The sequence below is a fragment of the Marinomonas dokdonensis genome (assembly GCF_052747885.1).
Genome location: NZ_JBRAND010000005.1, coordinates 152,169 through 171,172 on the forward strand (window position 1 = coordinate 152,169; position 19,004 = coordinate 171,172).

Consider the following 19,004-nt stretch of genomic DNA (forward strand, 5'->3'; position numbering starts at 1 on the left):
GTCATACAAAAGCCTTCTTTTTGCTTCCTTAAAAGTCAGTGTAATTAACACTAATTTTGTCTTTATTTGCACACTCAGACCTTGCACTCACACAAAATTTATAATTAAAACATTTGAACTATAAATATTTGATGTATAAACTGATTATAGTTTGAGAACTAACCATTCTATTTTTACCACATCTATAAGGAACTGAGACATGCACCTGAAGACTCTCTCTGCGTTTGCAATGATGATTTCTGCGACGTCTGCTTTTGCCGCAAATAGCGATTGTGGAACAGTAAAAATTGCTGATATGAACTGGAATTCAGCGTCCTTTATTGCCAACATCGATAAATTCATCTTGGAACATGGCTACGACTGCGACACAGAGCTCGTACCAGGCGACACTATGCCAACAGGTACTTCAATGATCGAAAAGGGCGAGCCTGATATTGCCCCTGAACTTTGGTCAAATGCACTGAAAGATGCACTGGATAAAGGTATTGCTGAAAACCGCTTAGTTAAAGCTGGCCAATCATTAAGTGATGGCGGTGAAGAAGGCTTCTGGGTTCCAGAGTACATGGTTGAAGAATTCCCTGAAGTGGCAACAATCGAAGGCGTTATTAAACATGCCAAAGATTTCCCACACCCAGAAGATGATAGCGTTTCTGGCTTCTACGGTTGTCCTGCAGGCTGGAACTGCCAAATCTCTACCAGCAACCTTTTCAGAGCGCTTAACCTAGAAGACGCAGGTTTTGAACTGATCGATCCAGGTTCTGCTGCCGGTCTGTCTGGTTCTATCAGTCGTGCTTACGAACGCCAAGAGCCATGGTTAGGCTACTACTGGGCACCTACTGCTATTTTGGGTAAATACAAAATGGTTAAAGTAGATTTTGGTTCAGGCATTGATCTAGAAGAATTTACGGGTTGTACAACACAAGAAAATTGTCTTGATCCAAAACCGACTATGTACCCACCTTCTCCTGTGGATACAGTGACGACGACAGATTTCCAAAAACGTGCCCCACAAGCATTTGAATACTTATCAAAACGTTCTTTCACTAACAGTGAAATGAACAGCTTGTTGGCGTGGATGGAAGACAATCAAGCAGACGGCCAATACGCTGCTGAAAACTTTATGTTTAACTACGAATCTGTTTGGTCGGCTTGGGTTAGCAAAGATGTGAAAGAGAAACTTCTTTCTGCATTAGACGACCTATAATCTTCGCACTATCTGCCACGCCTGATCTATTGCATTAGTGCGTGGCTATTTCTTTTTGTAATAACGGTTTTATTTATGGCAAATTCTTCATGGTTAACAGAATTTCCCGACATGAGTCGTCGGGAACTTTTAAATGTTAAACAAACTCTTGATGGTGCTTACCGAGATTTTTCTCGTGAGTACGGTGATACGATCGAATCGCTTTTCGATCCTTTGCTCAGCTTTCTAGTATGGTTTGAAAACCTACTCATCGATACCCCATGGTGGCTGGTGCTTGGCGCGATTATTGGTCTTGTTTACTTTGCGTCACGCTCTTGGAAGCTCTGTGCCGGGGTATTTGCCTCCCTCTTAGCCATTGGTTATTTTGGCATGTGGGAAGATACCATGCGAACCTTGAGTATCATTACCGTCTGTACTCTCATGTCGATCATAATTGGTATACCGATAGGTATCTGGATGGCCAGGTCCGACCGTGCTCGAGCCGTGATTACGCCTCTGCTGGACATAATGCAGACCATGCCAGCATTCGTATACCTTATACCTGTGGTTATGCTATTGGGTATCGGTAAAATCCCTGGGGTTATCGCAGTTATCATCTATGCGATCCCACCGGTTATTCGACTAACAAATCTTGGTATCCGCCTAGTAAACAAAGAAACGCTAGAGGCCGCTACAGCTTATGGTGCGACGCCGACACAGCGTCTTTTTGGTGTGCAGCTTCCCCTAGCTATGCCAACCATTATGGCCGGTATTAACCAAACAATTATGATGGCACTGGCCATGGTAGTGGTTGCTTCCATGATAGGTGTTAAAGGACTGGGCCAACCGGTACTTAAATCCATTACCAACCAATATTTCACCCTTGGCTTACTGAATGGTTTGGCGATTGTTGCCCTAGCCATCATCTTTGACCGCGTTTCACAGACCTATGCAAAACGTGCACAGAAACATTTAGAAGGGTCTGGACATGAATAACACAGAAAAAGACACATTGATTGAAATTAATGGCCTTTACCAGATCTTTGGTGAGCAGCCAGACAAAGTACTGCCGAAAGTAAAAGCCGGCGCATCGAAAGACGATATTCTGGCAGAAACTGGCCACACGGTTGGTTTGCAAGACATCAACCTGGAAGTAAAACGTGGTGAAATCTTCGTTATCATGGGACTTTCAGGCTCGGGTAAATCCACGCTAATTCGTCACTTTAACCGCCTAATTGACCCAACCGCTGGGGAAATCAAGGTAGATGGCGAAAACATCATGGAGCTTTCCCTTAAGGATTTGACGACCTTCCGTCGTCACAAAATGGCCATGGTATTCCAACACTTTGGCCTAATGCCGCACCGCTGCGTGCTGGATAACGTAGGTTATGGTTTGGCTATAAAAGGCGAGAAAAAAGCCGAATGGAAGCCGAAAGCTACCTCTTGGCTCGAAACGGTTGGCTTAGCAGGCTATGAAGACCAGTACCCATCGCAACTGTCTGGCGGACAACAACAACGTGTCGGCCTTGCTCGCGCCTTGTGTACGGATGCGGAAATTCTCCTGATGGACGAAGCCTTTTCGGCCCTAGACCCACTCATTCGTAATGAGATGCAAGAGCAGCTAATCGAGCTACAAGAAACTTTGCAAAAGACCATCATCTTTATCACCCACGATCTGGATGAAGCCTTGCGTATTGGTGATCGTATTGCGGTCTTAAAGGACGGTAAATTGATTCAAGTTGGCACGCCGGTAGATATTGTTTTAAAACCGACTGACGACTACGTAAAAGCCTTTGCTAAAGGGGTTAACCGAGCCCGCGCTTTGACGGCCCACACGATTATGAGCCCTTGCCAAAACGTGGTGGAAGGCAGCACAGTCGGCCAGATTAAAGAGCAGATTACGGATAGCAACAAGCAATTGTTCGTGGTTGAACAAGGTATTTACAAGGGCGTTATTCCGGCACAAGCCGTGGCAGAAGCGGCCGACGATGTCAGCCTAGAAAGCCTATTCACGCCACTTAAGACCTTCCACTCGGCAAGCCCTTTACAAGACATTGTACCGGTAGCCCTGGTGACACCTTACTCTTTGCCTATCACCAATAAGAAAGGCGAGTTAAAAGGTCAAATTGAAGCCCATAAGTTAGCCAAGGTTTTGGATAACTAATGTATGCTCCAAAAAAAGCGACTGTATGAGAAGTCATACAGTCGCTTTTTTTATGGGTAGCTTTTGCCCAAATTAGGACGCAAAGTCTACTTCAGGTTTAACACGTCTTGCATGTCATACATGCCAACGGCCTTACCTTCTAACCATTTCGCAGCACGTACCGCGCCCTTAGCAAAAGTCATGCGACTGCTGGCCTTATGAACGATTTCTATGCGCTCACCTTCTGTGGCAAACCAAACACTGTGCTCACCCACCACATCTCCAGCTCGAATGGTTTCGAAGCCAATTTCTTTCTGAGTACGCGCGCCAGTTTGACCTTCACGACCGTACACAGCACATTCTTTTAGATCACGGCCTAACGCTTCTGCTACCACTTCGCCCATACGCAAAGCCGTACCGGAAGGGGAATCAACTTTATGTCTGTGGTGAGCTTCGACAATTTCTACATCGTAGTCATCACCAAGGATCTGTGCTGCCGTGGCTAAGAGCTTAAGGGTTAGGTTGACACCAACACTCATGTTAGGTGCAAAAACCACAGCAGAGTCTGTTGAGGCAGTGTCTAAGGCCGCTTTCTCCGCATCATTTAGGCCTGTGGTGCCAACAACAATGGCTTTATTGTGTTGCGCACAAAATGCGGCATTCTGCAGCGTTAGCGCGGGTGTGGTGAAATCAATCAGCACATCGAAATCGTCTACACAATCAGCAAGGCTTGCCACGGCGCTTACACCTAATTTACCGACGCCAGCAATCTCACCTGCATCGGCACCCAGCAAACTACTGCCCGGTTTTAAAATGGCCGCCCCTAAGCTAACACCTTGCTCATCGACAATAGCACTAATTAGGTTTTTCCCCATGCGTCCAGACGCACCAATCACTGCAACTCGCATTTTGTCTTATCCTCTATAAAAATCTGCGCAAACCATAGCAAAAAACCGACTTTTTCTCAGCATTTAAACCGCTAGCCGATAAAAAAATAGGAGCAAAAGCTCCTATTTTTTTATTCTTGGAATGATTCTTTGATTAGAAAATTTCATTTGGTGCCAAGTCAAAGTTCAACCCTTCCAATCCTTGTTGACCAAATTCTAATAAGTCATCATTGTTTTGTCCGCTCACCCCAGGTTGCACGATCGGGCGAGACAGATCATTTTGCTTGATAACAATATCCACTCGACGGTTAGTCGCTCGGTTTTGGCTGCTGTCATTGGGTACTAGAGGTCGCGTATCCGCATAACCTGTTACCGCAAAACGCCCTTGATCCAACTGACCGGTCGCAAACAGCTCTTCGGCAACCGCAATCGCGCGAGCAGAAGACAACTGCCAGTTAGAACGGAAACGCGCACTGTCGATCGGCACATTATCGGTATGACCTTCCACTGAAATGGTGCCTTGAATGCCTATTAATACATCCCGCACCATGTCGATAATGGGAATAAAGTCATAGTTTAATTCTGCTGAACCCGATTCAAAAGAGCCTTTGTCTTTTAGACGTATGGTGATGGTTTGTTCCTGAGTTTCAATTTCCACCGTACCTTTGGAAATTTCTTCACGCATCACAGAAGAAATTTGTCGCGCATCTTCTTCGGTCTGTTGGATTTTTTGCTCCCGCGCAAGATCCGCAGAAGATTTATCCACAAAGCTATCAGGAGACTGGGATCCAGAACCGTCTTTTTCGTTCAACTCCGCCGACTCAGGTTTACACAACACCTCTAGAGTATTTTCTGGGGCATCATCGGTTTTCTGACGAACTTCGTTAATCGGCGTTGGCTCTGGCTTACCAGGGCTAAACTCTTGGGCAATAATCGATGTCCCCATGGGAATGGATTCTGCTTCGATTTGTTTTTGAACACCAAAAGCTGCCCGCATGGAGCCGGCCAGTTGTTTAAACTTCAGCACGTCCATTTCTGCAAACGACAACAGTAGTACAAAGAAACACATTAGCAACGACATCAAGTCGGCAAATGTCCCCATATAGGCGGGTAAGCCCTCTATACATTCGGGGCAATCTGATTCTTCTTCATCACTCATTTGATTATCCGGCTACTTGTTCAATATTATTCGCGTTCAATACGCTTCTTCTCGGCGATGTAGGTTTTCAGTACACCATCCAATACACGCGGGTTTTGGCCTGCTTGTATGGCTAATAAAGCATCGAGAATAAGTTGCTGACACATAAGCTCTTCCACGGCACGGTTTTTAAGCTTAGCTTCAAGAGGAAGGGCCACCATGTTGGCCAATACTGCACCATACAAGGTAGTTAACAAGGCTACCGCCATCGCAGGACCGATGGATTTAGGGTCATCCATGTTTGCCAACATCTGTACCAGACCGATCAGTGTACCTATCATCCCCATTGCGGGGCCGGTATCACCAAGGGCCTTAAATATTTTGGCGCCGTCTTCGTGTCGGGTAAAAGCCATTTTCATGTCTTTCGACATTTGTGCTTTCACCACGTTGCCGTCTTGTCCATCCACCAGCATTTGAATGCCTTTCGATAAGAAAGGGTGACTCACCTCTTTACCTTCTAGAGAAAGTAATCCGCCTTTACGAGCTTCGTCTGCCAGACCATAGATCTCATCGATCAAGGTATCCATAGGCACACTTTTAAACATAAAAGCTTTAGCGACAATTTTACCTGCGCCAAGAAATTGTTTGAGCGGGTATTGCACCAAAACAACAAAGGTTGAACCAATTAATACAATCAATACTGAGGCAGGATCCAAGAACATCCCTGCAGAGCCACCTAAGAGAATGGCCATTAAGACAATCACAAAAGAGCCAACTAGCCCAACCAGCGTTGCGATATCCACACACGTCTCCTACCAAAAAAGCTATAATACGACAGAGTTTAACCAATATTATACGAAACTAAGCATAAGGCTAAGAACTTACTCCGAATTTTTTGTAACTTTCCCATTACTACACTCGAACAAGAAAGTAATTTCTGATACAAAACATGAGCAAATAAATTGAGAGAGCAAAATGTCCCGAAAAACCAGCGTTCGTCACTTTGAAGATAACCTCAATGAGCTCGACTCCATAGTCGTCCAATTAGAGTCTAATCAGCTGTCACTCGAAGAAGCTCTAAAAGCTTTCGAAAAAGGCGTCAAACTCAGCCAAGACTGCCAAACAGTGCTCACTCAAGCCGAGCAAAAAGTTCAGATTCTGCTAGAAAAGCAAGATGGTGAGCACTTAGAACCCTTTGATGCGGAAGCCAAACTGTGACCCTAGACGATTTTTCCTCGTACGCTCGACAACGTGTTGATCAATATTTACAGCTAAAAATGAGCGAGTATGCACCGGCTGAAGGTTTACAAGAAGCCATGGTTTACAGCTTATTCAACGGTGGCAAGCGAGTGCGCCCTATGCTTACTTACGCCAGTGCCTCATTATTTGGCCAAGCCAATGCACTAACTGATGCTTGTGCTGCCGCCATTGAGTCGATTCACGCCTACTCTCTTATCCATGATGACCTTCCAGCCATGGATGATGATGATTTACGCCGCGGTAAGCCGACCTGCCATATTCAATTTAACGAAGCGACCGCCATTCTAGCAGGGGATGCGCTGCAAACCTTCGCCTTTGAACTACTTAGTCAAACAGAGCATCAGCAGAGCGCAACACAGCTGCGCCTTATTAAAGAGCTTTGCTTAGCGTCAGGTCGCCACGGTATGGTGACAGGACAAATGATCGATTTAGCCAATGTTGGTGTCGATGTTAGCTTAGCCACCCTAGAACAAATGCATCAGCATAAGACCGGCGCCTTGATTCGTGCCAGCGTTCGCATGGGTGCGATCAGCAGTGACACTGAATTGAAAGAAGATCAATTACAAGCACTGGACACCTATGCAAACGCCATTGGTTTGGCTTTTCAAGTACAAGACGACATTATCGACATTACCAGTGACACCCAAACGTTAGGTAAAACTCAGTTTTCCGATGCCGATGCCAACAAACCAACCTACCCAAAACTGCTCGGTTTAGACGGCGCTCAGGAACTTGCAAAAGCGCTTCATAAACAAGCTGTTACCGCCATTTCGCCATTTGGTGAAGCGGCTCAACCATTAGTCGAACTTGCTAACTATATTATTGGGCGCAACCACTGATATACTTACTGGCTTTTAGACTTAATCTTTGTGACCAAACTGGTGCCCATGTTCGAAACGATACCTACTACGCGTCCTAATACGCCTTTACTTGATCAGGTCAATTCACCGGCCGATCTGCGACGCTTTAAAAAAGAGCAGCTACCTAAGCTGGTCCGTGAACTACGAGAGTTTATGCTCTATAGCGTAGGACAAACTGGCGGCCATTTTGGCGCAGGGCTTGGCGTTATTGAACTCACTGTTGCACTACATTACTTATACAACACGCCTGAAGACCGTTTGGTGTGGGATGTGGGCCACCAAGCTTATCCGCACAAGATCCTTACTGGCCGTCGCGATGCCCTGTTAAGCATTCGCCAAGAAGAAGGTATATCTGGTTTTCCAAAGCGTGAAGAAAGCGAATACGACACCTTTGGGGTGGGCCATTCAAGCACCTCCATTGGCGCCGCACTGGGTATGTCCCTAGCGGCTCGCCAGCTCAACACAGGCCGTAAAGCCGTGGCCATTATTGGTGATGGTGCTATGTCGGCAGGCATGGCCTTTGAGGCCCTTAACCATGCAGGTGATGTGGACGCAGACATGCTGGTCATTCTTAATGACAATGAAATGTCTATTTCCAAACCTGTTGGTGCTTTGTCCAGCTACTTTGCACGTATCTGGGCAAGTAAAACCTACGATAATATTCGAGAAGGTGGCCGCAAAGTATTCTCTGGGCTACCTTCCGCTCTAGAATTGGCTCGAAAAGCCGAAGAGCACATGAAAGGCATGGTGTCTCCAGGCATGATGTTTGAAGAGCTAGGTTTTAACTATATTGGCCCGATTGATGGCCATGATATGGACCACCTACTCACTACCATTGCCAATTTAAAAGATCGCTCTGGCCCGCAGTTCCTACACGTTATCACAAAGAAAGGCAAAGGCTTCGAGCCCGCTGAAGGCGACCCTATTGGTTACCATGCCATCAATAAAGTGGAGCCTGACCCTAAGCCGAAAGGCGGCAAAGATTCCGGTCCTAAATATTGCAATATTTTCGGCCAGTGGGTGTGCGATGCCGCCGAACAAGATGACAAACTTGTCGCCATCACCCCTGCTATGAAAGAAGGCTCGGATTTAATCGCTTTTGCCGAACGCTTTCCGAAACGTTACTTTGACGTGGCCATCGCCGAGCAACATGCCGTGACCTTAGCCGCGGGCATGGCCTGTGATGGGCTTAAACCTGTCGTCGCCATTTACTCAACCTTCCTGCAGCGCGCCTACGATCAACTGATTCATGATGTTGCTTTGCAAAACCTAGACGTATTATTTGCCATCGACCGTGCCGGTCTCGTGGGTGAAGACGGCCCTACCCATGCAGGTGTCTACGATTTAAGCTACTTACGTTGCATTCCAAATATGGTGGTTATGGCCCCTTCCGATGAAGACGAGTGCCGTAAAATGCTGCACACAGGCTATCTCTATGAAGGCCCAGCGGCGGTACGTTACCCGCGCGGTACGGGACGTGGCATCAGCATTACTGAGGCATTAGAACCTTTAACCCTAGGTGAGTCTCGCGTGCTTCGCGAAGGTCAATCTGGTATTACCATTTGTGGATTTGGACGACCAACTTATGACGCGCTACAAGCCGCAGAGCAATATGACGCGACTTTGCTCGACATGCGCTTTGTTAAACCGCTGGATGAAGTTGCCCTTAATAAGCAAGCGAATGCTAAGTTAATCGTCACCCTTGAAGAGAATGCCATTATGGGGGGTGCTGGCTCTGCCGTAAGCGAATACTTACTCGCTAATAACATTCATGTCCCAGTACTGCATCTAGGACTTCCAGATCAATACGAAGAGCACGCCAGCCACAGTGCTATGCTTAAAAGAGTTGGTCTCGATGCAGCAGGCATTGAAAATGCCATTGCCCATAAACTTGCTTCTCTTAATTCCTAGCACTTGGCTTCTAGCTCTTTGCTCACCAGTCACGCTTGTTTGACTGTTGAGCAAAGACACCTTAGGAAGCTTCTATATTATTAACAGAAACATAGACGATCACGGTATTTTTACTACGGTAATACTCGAAGTCCATCTCAAAAGCCCGCTCAAACTTACAATCTGCTTGTTCAAAATAGTGCCAAATACTTTCCCAAACCTCCATTACCACGAGAGGCATTTCGCCATGACCTGAGAAGACCAGATATTTTCCTTCAGGAATGGTCATCTGAGTCAGAGATTTTGGCTCCTCAATGTGATCCGTATCAGTTCCAACAAAAATAGAATAGTCCCCATGAAGACCATTTTGATAATGATGATACACACCATATAGACGCGCACCTTGGGAGTAATCCACATTAACACTATCAATAAAGGAGTAATGCAAAGCTTCAATAGTGTCACTTTGATTTTGTAATGCGGATTTATTTTCTATTCGTTTCACTATGCCTGATAACTGCTTTTCTTTGCGATGAACCAAAATCATGAAAGTACTTCTCTGCTACGAGTGATGATTGTTAGCAAAACTCAACAATACAGAAGCTTTCTACTTTTAAGCTGCGCTGACCTTGCTAGTTGGCTCTATTTTAAACATTGCTCAGCGGCTTTCAGTACAGTTTTAACACGATTTGTTAATACTTTATTGAGATACGTTGCCGAGTAAATTGGTTCGTAAACTTTTGTATCTAGTTGATGTATACATAACTTATCCAACCCTCCGTAGGCTTCTACAGCATGGCGAGGCAACACACTAAAACCTACCCCCAAAGAAACAGGCTCCAAGATCAAACTAATTTGGTTGCAAAAACCACTGTGTCGAAACGCTTGGCCTTGCTCATATTCCGCAAAGTTCACCCCTAACAATAGGGCCGCGTGATGAGCCCCATCTGGATGATCAATAAAACCTAACCGCTGTAAATCTTGCCAATTTACGTGGGGCGTTTGTTTCCCAGTGACCAGCAGCAACTCTTCTTGAGCTAAAGTTTGGATCTGCACATCCCTTCGAGTGGGGCGACACGTCATAAAGCCAAGATCTACCTTGTTGTCGGCAATTAAGCGTTCGACCTCATGATTTGGCGCAAACCTATAGTCTATGACTAGCTGAGGATGCAGCTGCTGTAGACTTAGCAGTTGTTTGTAAAGCTTAAGACCAATACTCCCCGGGGAGACAACCCGCACAACGCCCTCGAATTCTGGGTCGTTACCTACCTGCACTTCCAACTCAGATAAGGCTTTAAGAATTGATAGGGATTCTCGGTATAAGCGCTCACCGGCTTCCGTCAAGGTGAACTGCTTGCCTTGTCGGATCAGCAATGGCGTCGCCAATTGGCTTTCCAGTTTATGTATGTGCTGACTTACCCCAGACTGAGTCATGAATAATCGCTCAGCGGTTCGAGTAAAATGCCCCGTTTCCACCAGAGTACAGAAGCTACGTAAGAAAACCGGATTAACCATTACTAAAAATACTCATTATTATGATATTTGATAATTTTACTTAATTTATAGCCACTTGTAACCTAGCTCTATATTCAACAACGAACAAAGGAGTTAGACCATGAGTTCAACTTACCCAAGAAGTTTTTCACACATTGGTATTTCAGTACCGGATCTCGAAGCCGCTGTTAAATTCTACACAAAGGTAATGGGCTGGTACTTGATTATGGAGCCCACTGAAATTGTCGAAGATGACAGTGCCATTGGCGAAATGTGTACCGATGTTTTTGGTGCCAACTGGCAAAAGTTCCGCATCGCTCACTTATCTACCGGTGATCGAATTGGTGTCGAAATTTTTGAGTTTAAAAACCAAGAAAACCCTGAAAACAACTTTGAATACTGGAAAACCGGCATTTTCCACTTCTGCGTTCAAGACCCTAACGTCGAAGAGTTAGCCGATCGTATCGTTGCCGCTGGCGGTAAAAAGCGCATGGCTGAGCCACGTTACTACTACCCAGGCGAAAAACCTTACCGCATGATTTATATGGAAGACCCATTCGGCAATATCTTAGAAGTTTATAGCCACAGCTATGAATTGATCTACAGCGCTGGCGCTTACTAATACCCTAAAGCAAAAGGCCCGCTAACTTAGCGGGTCTTTCTTATCTTGCCTACTCAAAGTTCAATTAACCTTGATGAAACGCGCTCACGAATGCACGAATACGAGCCGCATTTACACCACGGTCACTACGACCAATACGAGAAACACTGCGGATATCGACTCGCACCTGATTTTCAGTTGGTGTGACCACAACCACCACATCATCAACAAATTGATAGAGTGAGGTTTTGGCACTGGCCTCAAAGCGATAAGCTTGCGAGTCTTCCGCCACGATAGACCAATTCATATCTTTGGCGACAGACAAGGCTTTTTGGAAGGCTTGCTCTGGGGTGGTAGACACCATGATTGGCGCGATATCTGGGTATGCCTGCTGCTGCATGGCCGCCACTTCTGGACCACCATATACCAAACTGTTGCGCGCACCTTCGCGAGTGTCATCTAACACTAAAAATTCCGGTGGCGTTTGGATGTTAGTAGTAATGTCATGGATTGGTGGCATACGTGGTGCTGGCGAGATAGTACCTATGATCATTGGCGATAAAAGGCCAATCCCGATTAGCGTTGCCAGTACCGTTTTCACCATCCCCGCTCGGTTGGCAGAAAACAAATGGTAAAGGACCCCTAGCGCACCTAAAGCCAGCACAGCATAACCCAATGGGTTCATATATTGGCGAACCAAGCCGAAACCCACGATTGGCAACCATAAATTAAATCGAGCGCCAAGCATCATGATTGCTACGGCAATAACCGAGAGCACAGCCACCAGCAAAGTAATATTTCCTATTTGAGCGCGTAATTTTTCCATTAGGCTTTCCTACCAAGTTCCAGTTCTTTGAGATAAAAATCAGTTCGATACATGATATAAGCTGATTTATGAAGGTTTACTAAACTATCTCACATTTTTTTTCATTTGTTATGAGACTTTTGTTTACTATTTACCAATATAACACCAATAAAAATTAGACACACGGCAAGGTAGTCGGTCAATTTTATGGCTTCCCCCACCAACAAGACCCCAATCGCTAAGGCTACAACAGGGGGAATATAAGTAACAGAAGAGGCGGCTACCGCACCAAGCTGTTCAATCAAATAATAGTAAATAAGGTAAGCTAAGCCGGTACCTAAAATCCCTAAGCCTATGATTGCCCCTAACGCCACATGCGTTGACTCAAAAATACCTTCGATGCCATTAAGATCGGTAAAAAATAGCAAGATCACTAGAGCAAAACCCAGCTGGTAAGTCGTCAATGCAGCACCTGGTATCGCCAAAGGTGAGATGAATTTTTTTGCATAGATAAAAGACACGCCAACGCTCAAAGAACCGACTACCATGTAAAACACCCCTTCAAGATTGGTACTGGCTACGTCGGAGGAAAAAGGATTAGCAATCAAAACGATGCCCACAAAGCCTGTGGCAATCCCTATTACTCTGCGCCAAGTGGCCTTTTCTTCCGGCAATACCAACATGGCGATCAAAAAGGCAAAAATCGGAATCGCCCCACTGAGCACACCAGCAATACCAGAAGGCAGTAAAGAAGCGCCTTTAACGAATCCATAGTAATAAACTACGGTGGCAATTAAGGCCATGACAAAAAAGTGCCCTGCATGTTTTATGTGGGCTGTTTTTAACTCTCTTTTAAAAAGCGCATAAAGCAACACTGGAAGAAAGCCAAAAACCACCCTCAGCAATACAATTTGCTGTGCGTTGATGTATTCAGAGGCCCATTTCATATAGATGAAATTACTGCCCCACACAACACCTAATAGCCAGAATAAAATTAGCGCCATGGTTTTCAATAGCTTTCTCCAGAATTTAACGGTCATTTCACTTTAGGCTCTATCATGCCCTGAATTCTGCTAACAAGGGAGTTCTGAGCGTCAATTATATCGCTCATTTACGACGCGTCTGAAAACGGATTTTAAAAGGCTTATTCAGCTCAACACTAGGCGGTCAGCATAAACCCCAGCATGCCCAACATAAAACCAAACACCGCCCCCATTGGGGGTGCCCAATGTTTCTCTAGCTTTACTTGTGGGGCAAGATCTTGAAAGATCGAGTACAGAATGCCGCCCGCGGCAAACAACATAATGGCGGAAAGAATCTCCGGTCGCGTTGCTAACCAAAAATAGCCAGCAGCACCTGCCATCGGGCCAAGTAAGGCCATCATACAAAAGATCATAATCAGTTTATTGGCTCGAAAGGCGGGCTTACTACTCAGCTCACGATAGGCACTAAAACCCTCGGGTATGTTTTGTAGTGCTATGAGTAATGCCAGCACCAAAGCACTACTGCTGCCAATCGCAAAAGCCGCCCCCAAGGCAATGGATTCAGGAATAAAGTCAGACAACATAGCGGCGAGCTGACTGGCTGGGGTATCGAGTTTATAGAGCAAAATATCCAGTCCCATAAAGCTCAGAGCGCCGAGTAAAAAGTAAAAGCACGCCATAGGAGGTGACAGATGCTCAATACCCTCTGGAACCAACACCAGCGCCACCGCTGAAAGCAGTGCACCACCCCCAAAAGCGATAACGGAATGACGAAATTCTTGTTCAAGCCACTCAGCAGCAATTTTTTCAAAACGGGCAATAGACGCCCCAAGCGGCATGGCTAAGCCAGCAAAAAGCGTCGCTAACACGACTGTCCACAACATAATACGTCCTATTATTTTCTGGATCCGAGAGATTAAAGACTAGGCGAAAGTGACGCTTTCAAAGTGAGGGTTTTTGACTTCACAACGAATTTCTAAGATATCGTCTAAACGGATCAGCACGACTTTACCCTCTTCAAGCGCTTTTAAACATTCATCATGCTGATCATTGCGGGCAGTATCTAAGGCTTTCACATGACGAACTTGTGAAGACTTCAAGGTTACCTGTAGGGGATATTGGAAGGTACACACCAATTCAATGTAATCGTACTCATGACAGCTCAACATGTTAACGCTCCTATCCAGCTAAAAAGCAAAGCCTTCTCATTCATCAAGACCGTTTTAGATGAACCAAATAAGGCTCTCCAAAACCATGGAGTTTGCATTTCGCTCTGACATGAACCTGATCAACTTGCTCTGGAATATCAATGTTACACAGACTACGAGTAAAAGGCTGCTCCTCCACATGAGGGTGATAAAGCACTCTTTCTGCTAATAATTTACCTTCACTATCTAATACCTGCCAAGCATCTGCGTAGTGAGACCAGCCCTCATCCCTATGGCGAACTTGCACATCAAAACACCATTGGGTTTGCATACTTTGGCGAGTCACCACTTTCTCAACTTGGGCATAATCTAAATGATGAAGGGTATCAGCCAGTGACACCATAGAGCCCAAGGAAAATATTACGATGAATACGAGGTGCTCCAATGTAGGTCTAGTCATGATCACTCATCTCTTGGCTAAAAAGTTAAAACCAGCTTAACCAATTCAATTTCGCTTTTCTAGGCAAGAGTGCTTGCAATAGACACCACATGAGAACGATAATAAATATCATTTACATACAGAGATTGACGTGTCTTCCAAAATTAGCACCTCCCCCAACAAGCAATCCGTTTTTTTTAAACAGCGCATTGTTTCTATGCGTATGGCCATTCCTTTGTTATTGCTGGTATTTCTGCTAACACCTAGCTTAAATGAAATAGTGCTAACGGTATTAGCGGAAGCTTTTTTACAGGTATCCGCCTTCGTCGCGTTGACCCTAAGCCTTTACTACAGCATTAGCCACAACCTCAACTCCAGCACGTTGCATCAATGGCTACAGAATAAGTCGTACCGAGAAATTATTTTTGCTGGCTTTATGGGGGTTTTACCGGGCTGCGGTGGCGCTATCATCATTATTACCCAATACACTCAAGGAAAAATTGGCTTTGGTGCCGTGGTTGCTGTCCTCACCAGCACCATGGGGGATGCCGCTTTCTTGTTGATTAGTCAAAAACCCGATGATGCCGTGCTCATTCTTTCTATTAGTGTCTTTGTGGGCATCATTTCGGGACTGATTTGTGAATACTTTTTGCCGGCACCGAAAAAAGACAACCCCAAACCTGTCCACTTTCAGCCAGCCCCAGCCACAAAGCAAGATGAACAAATGGATCTGTGGGTAAATCGCCTGAGCCTATCCTTTTGGTGCCTACTATTAATCCCTGCTGGTATCACAGCAATACTAATTGCCTTCCAAGTGGAGGTGAACGCGTTATTAAATTTGCCCGCCAACACAGTAGAGCTTATCGGAGCCCTCGCCGGTTTTATTTGTTTATTGCTCTGGGCACTTTCTGCCAAGGGTGACAGCTATGCGATTATCACCAAAGAAAACGATAATGCTCTACCCAAGCATTGGATTCGAAAAGTTGCCCAAGACACTCAGTTTGTGACCACCTGGGTGGTAGTGGCCTTCTTGATTTTTGAGTTGGCGTTATTTTTTATGGGGGATGGTTTCTTAGAAGCTCTAAAAAACTGGGGCAGCACCAGTGTCTTAGTAGCAACGATTATTGGCTTATTACCCGGCTGCGGACCACAAATCATGGTGACAGGCTTGTATCTGCAAGGAGCTATCCCTCTGTCGGCACAACTTGCCAACGCTATCAGCAATGACGGCGACGCGCTGTTTCCAGCCATCGCTCTAGCCCCTAGAGCAGCATTATTAGCCACCCTTTATTCCACCGTGCCAGCCTTGATTACAGGCTACTCATATTACTGGTTTGTTGAACTCGCCCCTTAGCTTTCTTAGCGAAATAGCCTAGCGGTAGGATAAAACAAGCCTAATGGGAGGCTGATAAACGTGCGGCCCAATTTCCGTCATGGCTAAGGCGGCATTGCTCCTCGCTATCATAAACAATGTGCTTATCGATTTTAGGTAACGCTATGTCTATGGATAACAACTTAGCCTTAATCACAGCGTTTAGTGCTTTTGGCCCTTCCTGTTGCTGAAAGACTTGCACTTGTTCCTTGGTATCAAATACACAAATTATCTTTAAACTGTTAGGAAAGGCCTTATAGTTCACCCTATGAGTCAGCCACTCAAAACCCTCATAGTGCTCTAGCGCCAATTCGCAAACTTGGGTCAGGGCCTTTTGTAATTGTTGCTCTAATTTTTTATCTGTCTTTCGCATTCTCATCCCTAATGTCTCACGACAATTTTGTCATACAGACTGATACATGGTGGATCACTCAATAAAACGGTACTTTTCTTCTGCGCAAGCACTGAGGATAAAGTCCCAAGTGCGCTTTAAATCTTTAAACTGGTGTAGATCTTTACTGGTGGATATCCACAGTTCTCTATGCAGCAAAAAGTCTGGCAGCACTGGGGATAAGTCAGGGTCACCGTAGGCAACAAAGTGCGGCAATACTCCTACGCCTAACCCTGCCCGCACGGCTTTACGCTGAGTGTGAATCGTGGTGGATTTATAAATCAGCTGCAAATCTGGGGAAATTTCATGTTGATACTTTAATAGATCGGAGAATACTTGGTCTTCGATATAACCAATAAAGGCATGCTTCTCAAGGTCGGATTTCTTTTGTATGGCTTTGTTCAGCGCCAAGTACTCATTAGCAGCAAACAGCCCTAAGGTATAATCTGTCAGCTTTTTTTGAATGATGTTCGAGCCTTTTTGAGGGCCTATGGTAATACTAATGTCCACTTCACCGCTGGTAATAAAGGTGACGCCAGCCAGAGAGATCAGTTCAATATCAATATCTTTACCCTTTACCCAAACTGGCAGTCGGTCCGAAAGATAGTAGTTACTAAAGCCTTCAGTAACGCCGATGCGAATTTTGGAACGAATCTCTTTGCCGCTGCGATAATTCTCGTTTGCTAAGCGTAATGTACGCTCACACTTTTCGGCATAAGGAATGAGATTTTCCCCTGCTTTGGTTAAGTGAAAGCCCTTACTGTTTTGATAAAAAAGTCGAGTATCAATGGCTTTTTCCAATTGCTCAATCCGATTGGCAATCGTTACATGGGTACAACCCAGCTTACTGGCCGCTAATGACAAGCGTCCGTATCGCCACAGGGCCAGAAAATATTTTAAATCGTTCCAATTTATTTCGAGTAAATCTAAATTTTCATTCACAGATTGTCCTCACAATATCTGTAGCCACTCATTTCATCATCGCCAAGTACTCGTTTCTTGTTTAAATCTTTAGCACATCATTGGTGCGTCGAATTATAGTAAAAAACACCAAATTGTAAAAAAAATTTCAGAAAACAAGTATTAGCCTATATTTTATACAGCCTATCAAAACCACTAAAATGGGGCGAAATCCCGAAACGAGCACAATATAGGTGCACTTACAGGTATTGACTATGATTAGCAGCGCTGAACGCATTCTAAACTCGCCAATTCATTGTAATTTTTTTTACAACCCATGTAATCAAAATGCTATTGTTTTTAAACCTTATCAAGCCTAATTTTTAACTTCGACATAGAACCTCTGAGCGTTCATCAGAATCTATAAACAATCATTTTTTTGAAATAGGTAACTCATGATGAAAAAACCATTACTCGCTACGTTAGCATTATTAGTTGGTTCAACCACTTTTGCAGCCGATTATAATTTCACTTTTGCTCACGTCCTTATCGATGAAACTCCAAATGGCCAAGCGGCTTTAGCCTTTGAAAAAGAAGTGGAAGAAAAGTCTGACGGTCGCATTAATATTAATGTTTTGCCTGCGGCGCAACTTGGTGGTGATGTTGAAATCATCGAGCAGTTACAAATGAACATGGTACAAATCGCGATTCCACCGACCGCAACCCTTGGTAACTTTGAGCCTCGCGTTCAAATTCTAGACCTACCTTTCCTACTACCTTCTAAAGACTTAATGATGAAGGTGCTAGACGGCGATGCTGGCCGTAAAATTCTCGACACCTTAGAAAGCCACGATATGCACGCTGTTAACTTCTGGGGCGCTGGCTTTCGACACATGACCAACAACGTTCGCCCAATTGAGAAGCCTGAAGACCTTAAAGGCATCAAGATGCGTACCATGCAGTCACCGATTCTGTTGAGTACTTACCGTAACTTTGATGCCAACCCAACGGCTATGGCTTACACAGAGGTTTATAACGGCCTGCAGCAAAGTGTTATCGAAGGGCAAGAAAACCCGATCGCCAACATTACTAGTAAGAAGTTTTATGAAGTACAAAAGTACATGACCCTAACGTCTAATGCTTACCACGGCTATGCAGCTATTGTGAACAAGCAAGCTTGGGAGTCTTTACCAGCAGACCTACAAGCGGTTATGAACACAGCCTTCGATAATGCCCGCGACCTGTCTCGTAAATTAACGGATGAATTGGAAGCGTCAGCACTTGAGAACATCAAAAAGTACACTCAAGTTACTGAGTTAACGGAAGAGCAAATGGCCGCCTTCGTAAAAGCAAGCCAGCCTGTTCATGAAGAGTTCCGTGAAACCATTACGTCTGATCTACTAGACGTTGTCTACGCAGAAATTAAGTCTAACTAATGACTAATGCTGCCTTGGTTAGCCAAGCTGAGGCAGCGCAATCTGCACCTTGTGTATTTCTAAAAATGCCTCCG

Annotated in this window: 21 protein-coding genes; 9 read left to right on the forward strand and 12 right to left on the reverse strand. The window is 45.0% G+C overall.

Annotation, left to right across the window (positions count from 1 at the left end; all coding sequences use genetic code 11):
- The first annotated feature begins 199 nt into the window (after positions 1 to 199).
- The 3 genes from ACUM5Y_RS13555 (at position 200) to ACUM5Y_RS13565 (ending at position 3,347) form a co-directional block, all read left to right on the forward strand.
- The gene (locus tag ACUM5Y_RS13555; protein WP_445977416.1) at positions 200 to 1,204 is read left to right on the forward strand and encodes an ABC transporter substrate-binding protein; all 1,005 of its coding nucleotides are present in this window, start codon (positions 200 to 202) and stop codon (positions 1,202 to 1,204) included.
- Between the two features lie 75 nt (positions 1,205 to 1,279).
- Entirely contained in the window at positions 1,280 to 2,179 is a 900-nt protein-coding gene (locus ACUM5Y_RS13560) for an ABC transporter permease (protein ID WP_445977417.1), read from the forward strand.
- Positions 2,172 to 3,347, forward strand: coding sequence for a quaternary amine ABC transporter ATP-binding protein (locus ACUM5Y_RS13565; protein WP_445977418.1), 1,176 nt, complete (start codon positions 2,172 to 2,174; stop codon positions 3,345 to 3,347). The genes ACUM5Y_RS13560 and ACUM5Y_RS13565 overlap by 8 nt, the downstream gene beginning before the upstream one ends.
- An 86-nt stretch (positions 3,348 to 3,433) precedes the next feature.
- Here the strand turns inward: ACUM5Y_RS13565 and dapB are convergent, their stop codons facing one another.
- From dapB to pomA, 3 genes are all read right to left on the reverse strand, one after another.
- Positions 3,434 to 4,234, reverse strand: a complete 801-nt coding sequence (dapB, locus tag ACUM5Y_RS13570; RefSeq protein WP_445977419.1) for a 4-hydroxy-tetrahydrodipicolinate reductase — start codon at positions 4,232 to 4,234, stop codon at positions 3,434 to 3,436.
- A 133-nt stretch (positions 4,235 to 4,367) separates the two neighbouring features.
- Positions 4,368 to 5,372, reverse strand: a complete 1,005-nt coding sequence (locus tag ACUM5Y_RS13575) for a flagellar motor protein MotB (protein ID WP_445977420.1) — start codon at positions 5,370 to 5,372, stop codon at positions 4,368 to 4,370.
- A 26-nt stretch (positions 5,373 to 5,398) separates the two neighbouring features.
- Positions 5,399 to 6,154, reverse strand: coding sequence for a flagellar motor protein PomA (gene pomA, locus ACUM5Y_RS13580; RefSeq protein WP_445977421.1), 756 nt, complete (start codon positions 6,152 to 6,154; stop codon positions 5,399 to 5,401).
- A gap of 172 nt (positions 6,155 to 6,326) precedes the next feature.
- Here pomA and ACUM5Y_RS13585 point away from each other — a divergent pair, with 172 nt between their 5' ends.
- Genes ACUM5Y_RS13585 through dxs form a run of 3 tightly spaced genes read left to right on the forward strand, consistent with a single transcriptional unit; the run spans position 6,327 to position 9,382 of the window.
- Positions 6,327 to 6,569, forward strand: coding sequence for an exodeoxyribonuclease VII small subunit (locus ACUM5Y_RS13585; protein WP_445977422.1), 243 nt, complete (start codon positions 6,327 to 6,329; stop codon positions 6,567 to 6,569).
- Positions 6,566 to 7,450 (forward strand): polyprenyl synthetase family protein, encoded by an 885-nt coding sequence (locus ACUM5Y_RS13590; protein ID WP_445977423.1) that lies wholly within the window; start codon positions 6,566 to 6,568, stop codon positions 7,448 to 7,450. Before ACUM5Y_RS13585 ends, ACUM5Y_RS13590 begins: the two co-directional genes overlap by 4 nt.
- A gap of 48 nt (positions 7,451 to 7,498) precedes the next feature.
- Positions 7,499 to 9,382 (forward strand): 1-deoxy-D-xylulose-5-phosphate synthase, encoded by a 1,884-nt coding sequence (gene dxs, locus ACUM5Y_RS13595; protein WP_445977424.1) that lies wholly within the window; start codon positions 7,499 to 7,501, stop codon positions 9,380 to 9,382.
- Between the two features lie 61 nt (positions 9,383 to 9,443).
- On the opposite strand, the gene ACUM5Y_RS13600 is transcribed toward dxs, so the two are convergent.
- Both ACUM5Y_RS13600 and ACUM5Y_RS13605 read right to left on the reverse strand, forming a co-directional pair.
- Positions 9,444 to 9,908 (reverse strand): GyrI-like domain-containing protein, encoded by a 465-nt coding sequence (locus tag ACUM5Y_RS13600; RefSeq protein ID WP_445977425.1) that lies wholly within the window; start codon positions 9,906 to 9,908, stop codon positions 9,444 to 9,446.
- Positions 9,909 to 10,003: 95 nt separating this feature from the next.
- On the reverse strand, positions 10,004 to 10,876 hold the full coding sequence (locus ACUM5Y_RS13605; protein WP_445977426.1) for a LysR family transcriptional regulator: 873 nt from the start codon (positions 10,874 to 10,876) through the stop codon (positions 10,004 to 10,006).
- A 100-nt stretch (positions 10,877 to 10,976) separates the two neighbouring features.
- Here ACUM5Y_RS13605 and ACUM5Y_RS13610 point away from each other — a divergent pair, with 100 nt between their 5' ends.
- Positions 10,977 to 11,477: a lactoylglutathione lyase family protein gene (locus tag ACUM5Y_RS13610; protein WP_445977427.1), complete on the forward strand. Its 501-nt coding sequence runs from the start codon at positions 10,977 to 10,979 to the stop codon at positions 11,475 to 11,477.
- A 64-nt stretch (positions 11,478 to 11,541) separates the two neighbouring features.
- On the opposite strand, the gene ACUM5Y_RS13615 is transcribed toward ACUM5Y_RS13610, so the two are convergent.
- The 5 genes from ACUM5Y_RS13615 to ACUM5Y_RS13635 all read right to left on the reverse strand — a co-directional run bounded on the left by ACUM5Y_RS13615 (position 11,542) and on the right by ACUM5Y_RS13635 (position 14,852).
- Positions 11,542 to 12,282 (reverse strand): DUF1499 domain-containing protein, encoded by a 741-nt coding sequence (locus tag ACUM5Y_RS13615; protein ID WP_445977428.1) that lies wholly within the window; start codon positions 12,280 to 12,282, stop codon positions 11,542 to 11,544.
- Positions 12,283 to 12,383: 101 nt separating this feature from the next.
- On the reverse strand, positions 12,384 to 13,265 hold the full coding sequence (locus tag ACUM5Y_RS13620) for a DMT family transporter (protein ID WP_445977499.1): 882 nt from the start codon (positions 13,263 to 13,265) through the stop codon (positions 12,384 to 12,386).
- 155 nt (positions 13,266 to 13,420) lie between these two features.
- Positions 13,421 to 14,128: a ZIP family metal transporter gene (locus ACUM5Y_RS13625; RefSeq protein WP_445977429.1), complete on the reverse strand. Its 708-nt coding sequence runs from the start codon at positions 14,126 to 14,128 to the stop codon at positions 13,421 to 13,423.
- Between the two features lie 39 nt (positions 14,129 to 14,167).
- A complete protein-coding gene (locus ACUM5Y_RS13630) occupies positions 14,168 to 14,413 on the reverse strand; it encodes a Rho-binding antiterminator (protein WP_445977430.1) in 246 nt (81 codons plus the stop codon).
- Between the two features lie 43 nt (positions 14,414 to 14,456).
- Positions 14,457 to 14,852, reverse strand: a complete 396-nt coding sequence (locus tag ACUM5Y_RS13635) for a hypothetical protein (RefSeq protein ID WP_445977431.1) — start codon at positions 14,850 to 14,852, stop codon at positions 14,457 to 14,459.
- A gap of 130 nt (positions 14,853 to 14,982) precedes the next feature.
- On the opposite strand from ACUM5Y_RS13635, the gene ACUM5Y_RS13640 reads away from it, so the two are divergent.
- Entirely contained in the window at positions 14,983 to 16,185 is a 1,203-nt protein-coding gene (locus ACUM5Y_RS13640) for a putative manganese transporter (protein WP_445977432.1), read from the forward strand.
- Between the two features lie 40 nt (positions 16,186 to 16,225).
- Here the strand turns inward: ACUM5Y_RS13640 and ACUM5Y_RS13645 are convergent, their stop codons facing one another.
- Both ACUM5Y_RS13645 and ACUM5Y_RS13650 read right to left on the reverse strand, forming a co-directional pair.
- Positions 16,226 to 16,576 carry a Fis family transcriptional regulator gene (locus ACUM5Y_RS13645; protein ID WP_445977433.1) on the reverse strand — a complete coding sequence of 117 codons (351 nt, stop codon included), beginning with the start codon at positions 16,574 to 16,576 and terminating at the stop codon, positions 16,226 to 16,228.
- A gap of 54 nt (positions 16,577 to 16,630) precedes the next feature.
- Positions 16,631 to 17,536, reverse strand: coding sequence for a LysR family transcriptional regulator (locus tag ACUM5Y_RS13650; RefSeq protein ID WP_445977434.1), 906 nt, complete (start codon positions 17,534 to 17,536; stop codon positions 16,631 to 16,633).
- 413 nt (positions 17,537 to 17,949) lie between these two features.
- Between ACUM5Y_RS13650 and ACUM5Y_RS13655 the strand changes: the two genes are divergently transcribed.
- Positions 17,950 to 18,930 (forward strand): TRAP transporter substrate-binding protein, encoded by a 981-nt coding sequence (locus tag ACUM5Y_RS13655; protein ID WP_445977435.1) that lies wholly within the window; start codon positions 17,950 to 17,952, stop codon positions 18,928 to 18,930.
- Positions 18,931 to 19,004: the final 74 nt, after the last annotated feature.

Excerpts from the sequence above, each read along its gene's own strand:
- ACUM5Y_RS13555 (WP_445977416.1), top strand. The coding sequence starts at position 200 with ATGCACCTGAAGACTCTCTCTGCGTTTGCAATGATGATTTCTGCGACG.
- ACUM5Y_RS13560 (WP_445977417.1), top strand. The coding sequence starts at position 1,280 with ATGGCAAATTCTTCATGGTTAACAGAATTTCCCGACATGAGTCGTCGG.
- ACUM5Y_RS13565 (WP_445977418.1), top strand. The coding sequence starts at position 2,172 with ATGAATAACACAGAAAAAGACACATTGATTGAAATTAATGGCCTTTAC.
- dapB (WP_445977419.1), bottom strand. The coding sequence starts at position 4,234 with ATGCGAGTTGCAGTGATTGGTGCGTCTGGACGCATGGGGAAAAACCTA.
- ACUM5Y_RS13575 (WP_445977420.1), bottom strand. The coding sequence starts at position 5,372 with ATGAGTGATGAAGAAGAATCAGATTGCCCCGAATGTATAGAGGGCTTA.
- ACUM5Y_RS13585 (WP_445977422.1), top strand. The coding sequence starts at position 6,327 with ATGTCCCGAAAAACCAGCGTTCGTCACTTTGAAGATAACCTCAATGAG.
- dxs (WP_445977424.1), top strand. The coding sequence starts at position 7,499 with ATGTTCGAAACGATACCTACTACGCGTCCTAATACGCCTTTACTTGAT.
- ACUM5Y_RS13600 (WP_445977425.1), bottom strand. The coding sequence starts at position 9,908 with ATGATTTTGGTTCATCGCAAAGAAAAGCAGTTATCAGGCATAGTGAAA.
- ACUM5Y_RS13605 (WP_445977426.1), bottom strand. The coding sequence starts at position 10,876 with ATGGTTAATCCGGTTTTCTTACGTAGCTTCTGTACTCTGGTGGAAACG.
- ACUM5Y_RS13610 (WP_445977427.1), top strand. The coding sequence starts at position 10,977 with ATGAGTTCAACTTACCCAAGAAGTTTTTCACACATTGGTATTTCAGTA.
- ACUM5Y_RS13615 (WP_445977428.1), bottom strand. The coding sequence starts at position 12,282 with ATGGAAAAATTACGCGCTCAAATAGGAAATATTACTTTGCTGGTGGCT.
- ACUM5Y_RS13620 (WP_445977499.1), bottom strand. The coding sequence starts at position 13,265 with ATGGCGCTAATTTTATTCTGGCTATTAGGTGTTGTGTGGGGCAGTAAT.
- ACUM5Y_RS13625 (WP_445977429.1), bottom strand. The coding sequence starts at position 14,128 with ATGTTGTGGACAGTCGTGTTAGCGACGCTTTTTGCTGGCTTAGCCATG.
- ACUM5Y_RS13630 (WP_445977430.1), bottom strand. The coding sequence starts at position 14,413 with ATGTTGAGCTGTCATGAGTACGATTACATTGAATTGGTGTGTACCTTC.
- ACUM5Y_RS13635 (WP_445977431.1), bottom strand. The coding sequence starts at position 14,852 with ATGACTAGACCTACATTGGAGCACCTCGTATTCATCGTAATATTTTCC.
- ACUM5Y_RS13645 (WP_445977433.1), bottom strand. The coding sequence starts at position 16,576 with ATGCGAAAGACAGATAAAAAATTAGAGCAACAATTACAAAAGGCCCTG.
- ACUM5Y_RS13655 (WP_445977435.1), top strand. The coding sequence starts at position 17,950 with ATGATGAAAAAACCATTACTCGCTACGTTAGCATTATTAGTTGGTTCA.